Source organism: Sulfuricurvum sp. (assembly GCF_041651515.1).
In the GTDB taxonomy this organism is placed as follows: Bacteria; Campylobacterota; Campylobacteria; order Campylobacterales; family Sulfurimonadaceae; genus Sulfuricurvum.
Window position 1 is genome coordinate 419,150 of sequence record NZ_JBAZJF010000003.1, and the last position, 14,012, is coordinate 433,161.

The following is a 14,012-nucleotide window of genomic DNA, read 5'->3' on the forward strand; positions in this document are numbered from 1 at the left end:
ATAGCCAACTTCGCCAAGAGAACAATAAATATAAAAATAATGCGGTCATGTTTGATTTAATTCAGCATTTGACAGAGAATTTAACAAATGGTTGTCAAACAGATTTGTCATTGTTGCAAAAAGACCTTGCTGATAATGTCGGTAATTTAGAAGAGATCGAAGTTCTCAATAAAACAAATCGCACCAATGCGATTGAAATCAATTCAGATATCAGTGAAATCCTTGAGATACAACAACAATTAGTGAGCAATATCACGGATAATTACGGTTCAGTCGGTCAGCTTAATGATGGGGTAGGATCAATCGGACAAGTTATCGATTTGATTAAAGATATTTCAGATCAAACAAACTTATTGGCCCTAAATGCGGCTATTGAAGCAGCACGTGCGGGTGAACATGGACGTGGATTCGCCGTTGTTGCGGATGAAGTTCGTAAGCTTGCTGAACGTACTCAAAAAGCTACTTCTGAAGTAGCTATGAGTGTTCAAAGCCTCAAGCAAAATGCTATGGAGATTTATGAGCGTTCTAGTACAATGGAAACCATTTCATCAACCTCTAGCAATAAATTAGAAGAGTTCCGTATAACATTACAAAATCTAGGAAAGCGAACGCAAGAGATTGAGAATGATTCAACCAATGTTCTCTATTCAGTCTTTATGATATTGGTTAAACTCGATCACTTGCTCTTTAAAGCTAAAGGGTATAAAAGTGTCTTTACCAATAAAGTTGATGATGAATTTGCAGATCACCACCATTGCCGCTTAGGTAAATGGGCACAGGGTGGAAAAGGTGCAGAAATTTTTGGAAATACTCCAAGCTTTCAAAATCTCGAAACTCCTCATAAAGCAGTACATGATAATATTATTTCAGCCGTCAAGTGTGTCAGTGCAGGTACGTGTGATCAAGAATCCAAAAATATAATGACCTATTTCAAAGATGCGGAAAATGCAAGTCATAAGGTTATCGAAACATTAAATGCAATGCTCAGTGAAGAACGACAAAAAAGATCGGGGAAATAAGTATCCACATTCGCTAAAATATCGTACTTGAAAAGGTGATGTATGAAATTATTGGTAGTAGATGATAGTTCTACAATGCGCCGTATTATCAAAAATACCCTCTCTCGGCTTGGACATGAAGATATTTTAGAGGGTGAAGATGGAGTCCAGGGATGGACGCTTCTATCTGAAAATCTTGATATCGAAATGCTCATCACAGACTGGAATATGCCGGAGATGAACGGATTGGAATTGGTGAAAAAAGTGCGCGCCGATAACCGTTTTACCGATCTTCCGATCATCATGGTCACGACAGAAGGGGGAAAAGCAGAGGTTATCACCGCGCTCAAAGCGGGTGTCAATAACTATATCGTCAAACCGTTCACTCCCCAAGTGCTAAAAGAGAAGCTTGCCGCCGTTTTAGGAACGGCGCTGTAATGTGAATAAGCGGGGGAAAAATGAGTGATCGTATCTTATTGGTAGACGATAACAAAACATTATCAAAATTAATCAGTTTAAAGGTGAAAAGCGAGTTAAATACGCAGATCGATATCGCCTATTCACTGGCGGAAGCTGAGCTTTTAACCCAAAATCACTTCTACACCCTGGCCATTCTCGATCTGAATCTCCCCGATGCCCCCAACGGTGAAGTAGTAGACGCCATACTTAAACAAAAAATCCCCTCAATCGTTCTTACCGGAAGCGTCGATAAAGCGTTCCGCACATCGATGATGAAAAAGGATATTATCGATTATGTCCACAAAGGGGGCATTGAAGACATAGACTATGTGATCGATATCATAAAAAGACTCTTCAAAAATCGCCGCCATAAGATCATGGTCGTCGATGACTCCTCGGTATTTCGAAATCAGATGAAAAAAATGGTCGAAAATCTTTTCTTTCAGGTGTTTGCATTGGCACATGGAGAAGAGGCTCTTTTTATTTTGGAGGAAAACCCTGATATTAAAATTGTCATTACCGATTACAATATGCCCGTCATGGACGGCTTGGAATTGACCAAGGCCATTCGCAAAAAGTACACCAAAAACCAACTCTCCATTTTTGTCCTCTCTTCGACGGACGACTCGGATATTTCCGCCATGTTTCTAAAGCGTGGAGCCACCGACTACATCAATAAACCGTTCAGCAAAGAAGAACTCTCCTGCCGTATCAACAACGCTATAGAAGCCCTTGAAAACATTGATACCATTAGTAATTTTACCCGCCGTGACTTTTTGACCGGTCTTTATAACCGCCGTTATTTCTTTTCAACCGTGGAGCCTTATTTCACGGAAGAAGCGGCGCTGGATAACGGGTTTGTCACGGCTATGATCGACATAGACCATTTTAAAAACATAAACGATACTTATGGGCACGATATCGGAGATAAGGTGATCGTCCATTTCTCCGAGATAGTGCGCTCAAATGTTCAACATCACGATATCGTTTCCCGTTTCGGGGGAGAAGAATTTTGTGTTCTTTTAAAAGGGAATACTAAAGAAGAAGCGTTAAGTGTATTTGAACGTATTACCCAAACAGTAGCAATGACACCGCTAATGCTAGAAGATGGCAGTGAAATAGTATTTACTATCTCGATCGGGATGGTATTCACGTGCGAAAATACACTGAAGGACACTATCAATGAAGCCGATCAGAGACTATACGAAGCCAAAAAGAATGGTAGGAACCGGATTGCTTATTGATTAAATAAGAGCAATTAATCGCGTAAATAGTATTCGATGCTGTAGCGTAAATCTTCATCCATATCCATTACGCTATCCAGCATCCATTTCAGATACGCGGAATCTTTCATTGCGATCGTCTCAATCCTCTTTTTGGCATATTTCCCGAAAGGGAGACGGCTTAATAACAGTCGCGCCTGACTCAATTCCACCAACCTCTCATGCGAAGCCAAATCAAGCAGATATTCATACACCATACGCGAGTGCAATGCATCGCTGAGGGCATGATGTGCGCTCGGAGTGACTCCATACGGCTCGAAAAAATCTTTTTCCTGCCGATAAAGCCGCAATTCATAGCGTAAAAACTGCAATCCGTACCCATCAAGATCGTCCATAAGGGCTTTGGAACATTTGAGAGTATCAATCACTGCTCCCTGCCATGTTATCCCCTCTTTTTGAAGCATTGCCAAATCAAACGGGGCATTATGGGAGATAAGGGTGTTCTCAGCACTGTTGAGTGATCGTATAAGTTCATAGCTCTCTGAGGTTCCAAACAAAGAAGCTTCTTGGATCATTTCATTGGTAATATGGTGTATAGCCGACGCTTCGGGGGGAATTTTTTTACCCGGATGGATAAGTTCGTAATGTACCTCATCATCCATCACCAAGGCAAGCGCGCAAATACGGTCTTTGACCTCAAGTCCTGTCGTCTCAACATCCACTACGACCGTCATAATTAGATGCTTGAGTCCGATTTATTCTGTGCCAAAAGATTGTGATAATGCTCTAACGTCCGAAAACTTTTTTCAAACCGCCACCCCAATACAAATGCTACGATATCTTTCACAACTGGTTTTTCAAGTTTTTCAGCACGTCCGAAATAAGCCAAAGAGATGTTTTTATTTTTAACTTTTGCCTCTTTATCGTAGATAATGGCAATAATCTGAGCGTATTTTCCCTCTTTGGTTGCTCCCAAATCATCATCTGCGAGTGAAATACCTGCAAGGTTGATCGCTTTAAATTCAAACAGTTTCTCAAATTCAGAAACTTTGGCATTAATCCCTAAAAGAAGGAAGAGCCGCTCTAACTCTTTAAGATTACTTTTACGCTCAAGCTCATAGCTGGAGATCTGTGCGGTCAGATTTTTAAGCCGATCAAGTGCTGAACTCACACGTTCCCCTTTTTTATTAAAATTATAGCACTGTTACGTAATTTAACGAAGTGTAGTTTATAATACCAAACTTTTTTTACATTGGAAATTTTATGGACTATCTACGTATTCAAGGCCCAACCAAACTCCAAGGCACTGTTGTCATATCCGGCGCAAAAAATGCCGCGTTGCCACTCATCACATTGACGCTTTTAGCGCATAATCCGTTAAAAATTACCAATATGCCAGAAGTAGTAGATATTAAAACCCTGCTCAAACTTCTCCAAAACCTCGGAGCCAGCTGCTCACTTGAAAATCATGTTCTTAGTGTTGATACCTCTACCGTCAATCATACCATGGCCAATTATGATATTGTTAAAACAATGCGAGCTTCGATCCTAGTCCTTGGCCCCCTACTTGCCCGCTTCGGACATTGTGAAGTTTCTCTTCCGGGCGGATGCGCTATCGGTCAACGCCCTATCGATTTGCACCTAAAAGCATTGGAGCAAATGGGTGCCCAGATTACCATTCATGCCGGATACGTTCATGCCGTTGCACCTGAGGGGTTAAAAGGTGCCCATATCATTTTTGATAAAATCACTGTTACCGGAACTGCCAATATCGTTATGGCTGCCGCTCTTGCTCACGGTAAAACTATCCTTACCAACTGTGCTCGCGAACCGGAAGTGGTTCAACTGTGTGAAATTCTCCGTGACAGCGGTATCGATATCAGCGGAATCGGTACCTCCGAGCTCACCATCATCGGTACAGGTGGAAAAACCATCGATATGGTTGACTTTGAAGTTATCCCTGACCGCATCGAAGCGGGGACCTACTTATGTGCAGGTGCCATTACCCATTCGTCCATTACCCTCGAAAATGTCCGCGCAGACCATCTCGATGCCGTGACCGGAAAGCTAGAACAAATGGGATGTACTTTTGACATTACTGAAAGCACCATGACGATTCATCCGGCACCTCAGCTCAAACATGTCAATATTATCACCCAAGAGTACCCTGCATTCCCGACCGATATGCAAGCCCAATTTTTGGCTCTTGCAACCCTTTCAACCGGTACCAGTATCATCGAAGAACGGTTGTTTGAAAACCGCTTTATGCACGTCAGCGAATTACAGCGTTTAGGAGCCGATATTATGCTAAACGGCCATACGGCTACCGTTATGGGTGGAACACCGCTGTTCGGTGCCGATGTTATGGCAACCGACTTACGTGCCTCCAGCGCTCTTGTTCTTGCAGCAATGGCGGCAGAGGGGACAACCAATGTTCACCGTATCTATCACCTTGATCGCGGATATGAAAATCTGGAGCAAAAGCTGCAAGCTCTCGGTGCCAAAATCGAACGTCTTAAAGAATAATATTCTTTCCATTCCCGATCTCAGATTGGGAATCTCCTCTCCCGATTACTTCCCGCTGTGAAATCTCAAATTGGTAACGTAAAACTCGCATGAACGATCCGATGAACGTCGGCGAAACAATAATTTTAATAGCTTTTTCATACCGCATATCATGCAAAAAATATTCCATATTTAAAAGGAGACTATTGAGGGAAAGGGAAGGACGATAAAAAGGGAGGTTAAAAGAAGAGTTGCCGACGCAATGTCGGCAAAGGCTTAACGAATCTCTTCGTACGGAGTAGCCGCAACAACTTTACGAGATACAGTGTATGGTACCAATGCAGCAGCACGAGCTTGCTTGATCGCGATAGTAACCATATCTTGGTGACGTTTACAGTTACCTGTAAGACGACGTGGCATGATTTTATAACGCTCAGAGAGCGAATATTTCAAAGATGAAACATCTTTGTAATCGATAAAATCAACTTTTTGCTCGCAGTATTTGCAAAAGCGTTTTTTGTATTTTCTTTTTTCTGACATGGTTATTTCCTTGTACTTTTTCTAAAACGGAATTTCGTCTTCGTTGATATCAATCTCCGGGAGATTGTTTTCAGGCATTTTAGCCGGTGATGGTCGAGTGTATGCCGGTGGCGGTGTATACGCTTTTTGTGCAGGTGCATCATAGCCCCCGCCGTAACTGCCGCTATCACCCTCATCACTGTAACCACCCTGAGAAACTTCGCCGCGTGAATCGAGCATTTGCATCGTTTCGACGATAACAGAGTGTTTAGAGCGCTTTTGTCCGCTGGTTTGGTCTACCCATTGATCAAATTTCAATCGACCTTCTACAAGGATTTTAGACCCTTTGCGAAGGTATTGGTTGGCCACTTCACCCGAACGTCCGAAAAAAGTGATGTCGACAAAACATGTCTCTTCTTTTTTCTCTCCGTTCACCGTAAATTTTCGACTCGTTGCTATAGCTGTATTGGCAATCGCCGATCCACCTTGTGCATATTTGAGTTCAATATCACGTGTGAGATTTCCAACCAAAATAATTTTATTAAACATAGGTTTTCCTTAGGGGTTAAGCTACTACTTCTTCTTGTTTCTCAACAGCTTTCTCAGCAACAACAGCAGCAGGAGCGACTTTTTTGGTTTTATTAACCATGTCATTCCATGCTTTGATTTCACGTTTGCTATCGTATTTCATAGTTACGAAACGTAAAATCTCTTCGTTGATACGAAAACGTCTTTCAATTTCAGCAATTGCCGCAGGTGCAACTGTGTAATACATTACGTGAAAATAACCGCGAGCATTTTTCTCGATCGGGTAAGCCAATTTTTTCATTCCCATTGCGTCGCGTGCAATGATCTCTCCGCCGTTAGCAGTGATCACTTCTTCAACGAGAGCGATAGTGTTTTTAATCTCTTCTTCTGTAAGAGTAGGTTTTACGATTACTAAGTTTTCGTAATGTCTCATAGCGTATGTCTCCTTATGGTGTTCGCCCCTTATGGTTGTTATACAGCACGACAATCGTGTTGCAAAGAGCAAGGAACGCGCGGATTATACTGAAAAACAGCTTAATATTAGTTTTAGTTAAAGGATGCTTTGCAGCTTCAGCAGTGCAGACAATAGGAGAGCCTCTTGATCCGGAGAACCCGTCGATTTCATCTTCAGCTCGGTATCGAGAAGTAGATTAATCCCTCTTTTGTAGCCGTCGGGCGTGATTTTAATCGAGAGGGCCGCACGCTCTTTTTCGACAAACCCCGGAAGTTTGTACCCCAATACGAGAGCCGAATCAGCAACACCGTGAATTTTAATCGCACTATTAAAGAGATACAGCTGTGTCAAAAATCCGCTGATAGCTGTGAGCAGCTGAATCTCGTTTTCACCCGATTCAAGTAAATGATGTAATGAGGGGAGAAACTCTTTTTTCTCTATCACACGGGCGATGAAATGGTCCAGTTTGATTTCACTCAGACCGAAAACATACTCATCAATCTCTTTTATCGTAATTGTTTTGCCTAAAATAGAGAGTTTCGAGAGTTCATTGCATGCTAAGGCCAGATCATTATTGTGGGCACTCAGCAGATGCACTGCGGCTTGGTGATCGATCTGCATCCCCAGAGCAGACGCCTCTTGCATCACAATCGCTTTTGCTTCATTGGCATAAGGGTGAAAAAAACGCACCGACCCGGCATGCGATCCTTTAAATGCTGTGTCCGCCCCTTTGACATCCTCCCCCATATAACAATAAACAAAGGTATTATCACTGTTCTTGCCCACCAGTTCTATGAGAATATCTAACTCCGCTTTGGGAAGTTTTTTCTCATGTTTGATGATGAGGAGATTCTGATCACCGAAAAGAGACCCTTGGGACAGGTGCGCTTTTGCCGAATTAAAATCATACTCATCGTGATAGAGACTCAACACCGAAGCACCCTCTATCCGAGACAAGGCTGCCGCATAACGGTCGATTAGAAAATGGCTCTCACCGAATAATGCCATCGCACGCGGGACGCTGTTATTCTGAAGGTGACGGTCAAGCTCTTGTCTATTCATCCGCTTCCTTCTCTATTTTACTGACAAACGAAGCGGTAATTTTGGTCGTAGCGAGATCCGCCGTCTCAATTTTAACCATGATATCATCAAAAAGTCCCAGGCCGAAATGGGAGGTTACCATCACTTTGGCTCCCGTAATCACATCATGTATCTCGGCGCGAATTTGATCCTCGGTCTGCATGACGCGTGCTTTGAACGTTTGCCCGATAACGGTAGATGCCCAACGGGCGAATTTACGCTCTTGGAAGCGGATTTCGATGTCGCTCGCCTCACGCTCTTTTTCACTGATCGAGGTACACAGCGATTCGATATTGCGTAAGACATAGGAGCCCTCTTCCGTATCTCCTGCTTTGATCGCTTTGAGAAGACGATGAACGATCAAGTCGCTGTAACGGCGGATCGGAGAGGTAAAATGGGTATAGCGATCAAATCCTAACCCGAAGTGCCCCATATTGTAAGGGGCATAGCGTGCCTGCATTTGAGCACGGATAATGAGGGTATCCACTTCACTGATGAGATCGCGTTTTTCGGCTTCGGCTTGGATAGCGGTGATCGTCTCTTTGATAGAACCTTGAGATTCCACAAAAATCCCGATGGACGCGAGTTCGGTATAGAGACTTTGGAGCTTCATCTGAGAGGGGGACTCATGGATACGAAAAACACCCCGTTCATACATTGAGGCGGCCGCTTTATTCGCTAGGAGCATGCAATCTTCGATCAGGGCATGCGATGGTGTCTCAACGGCAAACTCCGTTGATACAATATTTTGATCCGCATCGATTCGCATTTCCAACTCACTGGAGCGGAAGTTATACCCTTTCTTCATCCGTTCTTCTCGGAGTTTATAGGTCAAGGCATTGAGAGAAGGGATGTATTTAAGGACTTTTGCCTCTTTGTCATTTGAAGCGTGGAGATTTCCCTCTAAAAACGCATCAATCTCTTCGTACGAAAATCGACGATGGGAATGGATGATCGACTCATACAGCTCGAAAGAATCCATCTCATAGGTTACGGGATCGATATGCATTTCAAACGTATAGGCCAGCCGATCCACCAACGGCTGCAGGGAACAGAGGGTTTCGCTCAGTTCACGCGGCAGCATCGGAATCGAGCGATGGGGGAGATAGATGGAGAAACTGCGATAAATCGCTTCGGCGTCGATCGCTCCGAAAGGGTGAACATATTCGCTCACATCGGCGATGGCAACGTAGAGGGTGGACGTTTCGGGAATGTAGCAGATCGCATCATCAAAATCTTTGGCGGTGACGGGATCGATGGTACAAAACGGCAAATGGCGTAAATCCCGCCGCGCAGGATAGAGTGCGGCATCTACCTCTTTGGGAAACGAGGCCGCCATCTCCAATACGTCCTCTTCAAATGCGTCGTGTTTATTGTAGAGGGCTAGAACAATTTTCTCATCCACTTTGGGATCACTCAGATTCCCAAGATACGCGGCTATCGTCCCGCTTTGGTTATTGATCTGATACACTGACCCCTCGGCGGTTTCACTTAGATCACTCAGAGCGAATCCTGCCGGATGGGAGGTACGAATATCGTATAGACCTAAATGACCGTTTTGATACGTAACAACGGCTATACTGAACGTCTCACTCCGACCGGCGATTACGACCACTTTTGCCTGCGGTCCGCCGCGACGCCCCAACAAACGCTGAGCAATAACCAAATCGCCGCTTTTAGCCCCCATAAGATTAGTAGAATCGATAAAATGATCCCGTAAGCTCTCCCCCAATGTTTGGAGATACGCACCGCTCTCTTGGGCAAGACTTATCGTCCCTGCACGGTATTGTGAAGGGAATTGATACTTACCCCCCTCATGCGTCAGTAGTTTCATCCCCTCCCATTGTTGAACAAATTCTCGTTCTTCAGGGGCAATATCTTGATCGTATAAGCCATGTGTCAGGCGAATTAAGAGTGATTTCATGAAGGTATTATAGTCAAAATTATGCTAGAATTTTCGCTTAACTCTAAAAAGGATCATAAACTATGACGCAAGAAGCCATCCTCAATCAACTCGGATACACCCCTAATGAAGCACTAGGCGAACAACTATCTCGCATCGAAGCCAATACCGTCGGCTACGATAAAATTATTAAACATATTTTGGACTTGCATGAAGCGCTTAAAACGGACAAATCGTATGTAGCCCTTTCAAACAGTAACGATTATTTCAAAATCAAAATCGATGCAACCGGAGAGATCAGTGCTTCCGATGCGCTGACAAAAATTAACCATTTTTCCGAAAAATACAAAGTTCGTCTCCAAAAAGTCGATGGAAAGCCAACCTATTACGTCGTAGGTTTCGCGTCGTAATGCTCACGGAGCCTATGACACCGCAAGGATATGATGCGCTTTTACGAGAGTTTAAATATCTTAAAGACGTTGAAAAACCGCGTGTCAATCAAGAGAAACAGCGGGCAGCCGAACTCGGCGATCGCAGCGAAAATGCCGAATATCATGCCGCCAAGGAAAAACTCCGTCATATTGATAAACGGCTCTTTTATCTCAATGGAATGATACAAAAATCTCAAATTATCGACCCCGCTCTTCTCGATCATTCCCGTGTCCATTTTGGTGCTACAATAATTATCATAGAGAGTGAACGTGACGAAGAATATCGTTACACCATTTGCGGAACGTTAGAAAGTGAACCCGAAAATGGGCTGATTTCGGTCCATTCACCCCTTGCACGTGCTATGCTTGGAAAAATAGAGGGAGATGAGTTTAGCGTCACTCTTCCGAGTGGAAGAAAGAGCTATGAGGTGAGTGCAATTAGCTACATTGATATTTTTTCGCTCAAAAAAAATCTGCGCAGTGAAAAAGATTTCGGGTTTAAATAGCAGTGCTTTAAGATGGATGAATATTCCCCTTTGGTATAATCGCGTCACTATAACTATTTAAGGAAACTGCCGTGAGCGCTCCCCTCCAAGACATCGAAAAAGTTCTCAAACAACATAAACTCTCACTAGGGGATTATGACCATATCAAAAAAATCCTCGGACGTGAACCAAATCTCGTCGAAATCGGTATTTTTTCGGCGATGTGGAGTGAACACTGCAGTTACAAATCCTCTAAAAAACATCTAAACGGTTTCCCGACCAAAGCACCGTGGGTTATCCAAGGACCGGGTGAAAATGCGGGAGTTATCGATATCGGCGGCGGCTATGCGGCAGTCTTTAAAATGGAGAGCCATAACCACCCAAGTTTCATCGAACCGTATCAAGGGGCTGCAACCGGCGTCGGCGGAATCATGCGCGACGTCTTCACGATGGGTGCCCGTCCTATCGCGAACCTCAATGCTCTCCGTTTTGGAAACGTCTTGAATAAAGATGACATTAGCGCCCATCAGCGCTATCTGGTACGCGGTGTCGTATCGGGTATCGGCGGATACGGTAACTGTATGGGAGTTCCTACCATCGGAGGAGAAACGAGTTTCGATGAGTGCTACAACGGAAATATCCTTGTCAATGCCTTTACACTCGGTCTTGCCAAAAGCGATGAGATTTTCTACGGAAAAGCCGAAGGGATTGGGAATCCGGTAATCTATGTCGGATCAAAAACAGGTCGTGACGGTCTCGGCGGCGCAGTCATGAGTAGTGATAGCTTTACCGAAGCGTCCAAAGGGCTTCGTCCTACGGTACAGGTTGGTGATCCGTTTACTGAGAAACTCCTTCTTGAAGCGTGTTTGGAACTTTTCAAAACCGATTACGTTGTCGGTATTCAGGATATGGGTGCTGCGGGACTCACTTCAAGTTCATTTGAGATGGCGGGACGCTCAGGCAGTGGTATGATTATGCACCTTGACAAAGTTCCTGCTCGTGAAGAGGGGATGATGCCGTACGAATTCATGCTCTCCGAATCTCAAGAGCGGATGCTTATCTGTGCACGAAAAGGGACGGAACAAGCGATTATCGATATTTTTGAAAAATGGGATCTTGACTGTGCCGTTATCGGTGAAGTAACAGCAACGGGGAATATGGAGCTTTTCTGGCACGGTGAAAAATGTGCGGAAGTCCCTGTTGATCCGGTCAGCGAAGAAGCACCTATTTTAGATCGTCCTATGGCACGCCCTGCATATCTTGAAACCATTGCGGATACAACACTCGCCAATTTCGATGCCGTCGATAATCAAAGTGCATTTGAAAAACTACTCGCATCCATGGAAGTCGTTGATAAAGGGTGGATATATCAGCAGTATGACTCTATGGTACAAACCAATACGATTAAAAAAGGGGGCGAACTCGACGCCTCTGTTATCCGTGTTAAAGAAAACGGTGTAGCGTTAGCAATGAGTGCTGACTGTAATGTTCGTTATTGCTATATTGATCCAAAAGCCGGAGCGGCAGCCGCCGTTATTGAGAGCGGACGTAACGTTGCTATGAGCGGTGCAACCCCTAAAGCGATCACCGATTGTCTGAACTACGGTAATCCTGAAAACCCTGAAGTAATGTGGCAATTTGCACAAGGGTGTCTCGGGATAAAAGAGGCGTGTTTAGAACTCAATACTCCCGTCATTGGAGGTAACGTTTCTCTTTACAATGAAACAAACGGTAAATCCGTATTCCCGACACCTTCTATCGCTATGGTCGGAGTAAATGAAGACCAAAACAAAGTTCTCCTCTCTGCTTTCCAAAAAGAGGGAAATGCCCTTTATCTTGTTGGCGAGTGTAAGTCAGAGTTCGGCGGATCACTCTATATGAAAGAACTTTACAATATTGTTGCCGGAACAATCCCGACAATCGAGTACACCAAAGAACGCGCACTTTGGAATCTTGTCATCGAAGCAAATAAAAAAGGGCTTCTGACGTCTGCAAAAGACTGCAGTTCAGGTGGTGTTGCTATCGCACTCGCCAAGATGGCATGCGTCAGCGATAAAGGGGTCACGGCATCGGTAAGTGTCTCCGATTCGCGCGATATCTTTGCGGAGAGCATGTCACGCGCGATTATCGAAGTGTCTCCTGAGAACTGCTCGGCATTTGAAGCGATGATCGGTGATTTGAGCTGTCAAAAAATCGGAACCGTCGGAGGTGCAGCATTTACCCTCAACGATGTTAAAATGGATCTTGCCGCCATGCAAGAGATCTATTACGGCACTTTCAAAAAAGTGATCGAAGGAGACCTTTAAGGTCTTCTTCACACCCGCTTAACGCACACTCGCCTGATTTCTGAGCTTCTCAACGGTTTTAGGACCAATCCCCTTTACATTTTCCAATTCATCGACCGTTTTAAACCCGCCGTGAGATTTACGATATTTAACTATCTCCTGAGATTTCACTGGTCCGATACCGTTTAGGGTTTGTAGTTGTGCCAAGCTAGCTTTATTAATATTAATTGCCGAAAAAAGAAGTGTTGCTAGTAACGGCAACAGCAGTAAAATTTTAATCATATATAACCTTTTAGGTTTGAATTAAATATTCTAACCGATTAAGAAAGTGATGTCAATATTACTAATCCATCCAACGTCTTGGGTCATAACCGTCAGATGGTCGTATGACTGCAGAAATCTGAAGTTTTTTTATTAAAGTGATAACATCACTCGCATCGACAGGACTTTGCTCTACAGAACCACTATCATGCTGCATAAACCCATGTCGCTCATAAAAACGTAAAGCCGGTGAATTGCTTACAACACTAACACTGATATTCTCATACAATGCCCCTGCTTCAATAAATAACTGCTCAAGCATCTGCGAGCCTATTCCTTGAGCTCGATGTTCAGGAAGTACTGCCATATTCAGAATCGGGGTATTATCATCTATATAACCGTTTGAACCGTGATCGGCATTAAGGCGACGTATCCAGACAGCACCCGCGAGTTGATTATCTACAAGGGCATAAAGACCCAAATCTTTGCTGGTAAAGCCGTAGAATTCGTTATAAATAGCAAGTTCTGGAATATCGGATAATGATTTATTGAGCTCATCTAAGCGCATTGCATAATGGAGCATATCAGTAAGAATTTTTTGTTCGGAAGATCTGAGAAAATAGAGTGTTGCATTCATGAAGAAAAGTATACAGCAGCAATGCTAAGGGATCGCAATATTGCGATGATAAAAGTTGGTTGGGATTAAATTTAAGAAGTGATTGGATTTTGATTTGTAAAAAAAAGAGTTGAAGGATTAAATCTGAGGCCAGGCGGCGACCTACGTTTCCACACCTGAAAGATGCAGTATTATGAGCGAAGAGGGTCTTAGCTTCCGGGTTCGGAATGGGGCCGGGCGTTTCCCCCTCTCTATAGCCACCTGA

Annotated in this window: 17 protein-coding genes, 1 rRNA gene and 1 pseudogene; 8 read left to right on the top strand and 11 right to left on the bottom strand. The window is 43.8% G+C overall.

The features are described 5' to 3' along the window. Positions 1–47 precede the first annotated feature (47 nt). From WC407_RS07785 to WC407_RS07800, 4 genes and pseudogenes are all read left to right on the top strand, one after another. A pseudogene (locus WC407_RS07785) lies at positions 48–581 on the top strand (methyl-accepting chemotaxis protein); the annotation flags it as partial. 75 nt (positions 582–656) lie between these two features. Continuing rightward, positions 657–1,019, top strand: coding sequence for a CZB domain-containing protein (locus WC407_RS07790; RefSeq protein WP_373022066.1), 363 nt, complete (start codon positions 657–659; stop codon positions 1,017–1,019). Between the two features lie 42 nt (positions 1,020–1,061). Beyond that, positions 1,062–1,436, top strand: coding sequence for a chemotaxis response regulator CheY (locus WC407_RS07795; RefSeq protein WP_373022043.1), 375 nt, complete (start codon positions 1,062–1,064; stop codon positions 1,434–1,436). Between the two features lie 20 nt (positions 1,437–1,456). Beyond that, positions 1,457–2,701: a diguanylate cyclase gene (locus WC407_RS07800; protein ID WP_373022044.1), complete on the top strand. Its 1,245-nt coding sequence runs from the start codon at positions 1,457–1,459 to the stop codon at positions 2,699–2,701. Between the two features lie 14 nt (positions 2,702–2,715). Here WC407_RS07800 and WC407_RS07805 read toward each other — a convergent pair whose 3' ends face one another. Both WC407_RS07805 and WC407_RS07810 read right to left on the bottom strand, forming a co-directional pair. Further along, positions 2,716–3,414 (bottom strand): exonuclease domain-containing protein, encoded by a 699-nt coding sequence (locus WC407_RS07805; RefSeq protein ID WP_373022045.1) that lies wholly within the window; start codon positions 3,412–3,414, stop codon positions 2,716–2,718. A 2-nt stretch (positions 3,415–3,416) separates the two neighbouring features. Next, positions 3,417–3,851, bottom strand: coding sequence for a hypothetical protein (locus WC407_RS07810; protein WP_373022046.1), 435 nt, complete (start codon positions 3,849–3,851; stop codon positions 3,417–3,419). 92 nt (positions 3,852–3,943) lie between these two features. Here WC407_RS07810 and murA point away from each other — a divergent pair, with 92 nt between their 5' ends. Further along, positions 3,944–5,206, top strand: a complete 1,263-nt coding sequence (gene murA, locus WC407_RS07815; RefSeq protein WP_373022047.1) for a UDP-N-acetylglucosamine 1-carboxyvinyltransferase — start codon at positions 3,944–3,946, stop codon at positions 5,204–5,206. Here the strand turns inward: murA and WC407_RS07820 are convergent. From WC407_RS07820 to WC407_RS07845, 6 genes are all read right to left on the bottom strand, one after another. Next, positions 5,196–5,375 (bottom strand): hypothetical protein, encoded by a 180-nt coding sequence (locus WC407_RS07820; protein ID WP_373022048.1) that lies wholly within the window; start codon positions 5,373–5,375, stop codon positions 5,196–5,198. The genes murA and WC407_RS07820 overlap by 11 nt on opposite strands. 86 nt (positions 5,376–5,461) lie before the next feature. After that, entirely contained in the window at positions 5,462–5,725 is a 264-nt protein-coding gene (gene rpsR, locus WC407_RS07825) for a 30S ribosomal protein S18 (RefSeq protein ID WP_373022049.1), read from the bottom strand. Positions 5,726–5,746: 21 nt separating this feature from the next. Then, positions 5,747–6,253, bottom strand: coding sequence for a single-stranded DNA-binding protein (locus WC407_RS07830; protein ID WP_373022051.1), 507 nt, complete (start codon positions 6,251–6,253; stop codon positions 5,747–5,749). A 16-nt stretch (positions 6,254–6,269) separates the two neighbouring features. Beyond that, positions 6,270–6,665: a 30S ribosomal protein S6 gene (rpsF, locus tag WC407_RS07835; protein ID WP_373022052.1), complete on the bottom strand. Its 396-nt coding sequence runs from the start codon at positions 6,663–6,665 to the stop codon at positions 6,270–6,272. 117 nt (positions 6,666–6,782) lie between these two features. Further along, complete coding sequence (gene holA, locus WC407_RS07840) at positions 6,783–7,748, bottom strand: DNA polymerase III subunit delta (RefSeq protein WP_373022053.1); 966 nt, start codon at positions 7,746–7,748, stop codon at positions 6,783–6,785. Next, positions 7,741–9,690, bottom strand: a complete 1,950-nt coding sequence (locus WC407_RS07845; protein WP_373022054.1) for an RNB domain-containing ribonuclease — start codon at positions 9,688–9,690, stop codon at positions 7,741–7,743. The genes holA and WC407_RS07845 overlap by 8 nt, the downstream gene beginning before the upstream one ends. Before the next feature lie 62 nt (positions 9,691–9,752). Between WC407_RS07845 and WC407_RS07850 the strand changes: the two genes are divergently transcribed. From WC407_RS07850 to purL, 3 genes are all read left to right on the top strand, one after another. Continuing rightward, positions 9,753–10,079, top strand: coding sequence for a hypothetical protein (locus tag WC407_RS07850; RefSeq protein ID WP_373022055.1), 327 nt, complete (start codon positions 9,753–9,755; stop codon positions 10,077–10,079). After that, complete coding sequence (gene greA, locus WC407_RS07855) at positions 10,079–10,606, top strand: transcription elongation factor GreA (protein ID WP_373022056.1); 528 nt, start codon at positions 10,079–10,081, stop codon at positions 10,604–10,606. The genes WC407_RS07850 and greA overlap by 1 nt, the downstream gene beginning before the upstream one ends. Positions 10,607–10,677: 71 nt before the next feature. Beyond that, entirely contained in the window at positions 10,678–12,891 is a 2,214-nt protein-coding gene (purL, locus tag WC407_RS07860; RefSeq protein WP_373022057.1) for a phosphoribosylformylglycinamidine synthase subunit PurL, read from the top strand. 18 nt (positions 12,892–12,909) lie between these two features. On the opposite strand, the gene WC407_RS07865 is transcribed toward purL, so the two are convergent. The 3 genes from WC407_RS07865 to rrf all read right to left on the bottom strand — a co-directional run bounded on the left by WC407_RS07865 (position 12,910) and on the right by rrf (position 14,012). Next, positions 12,910–13,152 (bottom strand): ComEA family DNA-binding protein, encoded by a 243-nt coding sequence (locus WC407_RS07865; RefSeq protein WP_373022058.1) that lies wholly within the window; start codon positions 13,150–13,152, stop codon positions 12,910–12,912. 61 nt (positions 13,153–13,213) lie between these two features. Beyond that, a complete protein-coding gene (locus WC407_RS07870; protein WP_373022059.1) occupies positions 13,214–13,768 on the bottom strand; it encodes a GNAT family N-acetyltransferase in 555 nt (184 codons plus the stop codon). 128 nt (positions 13,769–13,896) lie between these two features. Then, positions 13,897–14,012: ribosomal RNA gene (rrf, locus tag WC407_RS07875) — 5S ribosomal RNA — on the bottom strand.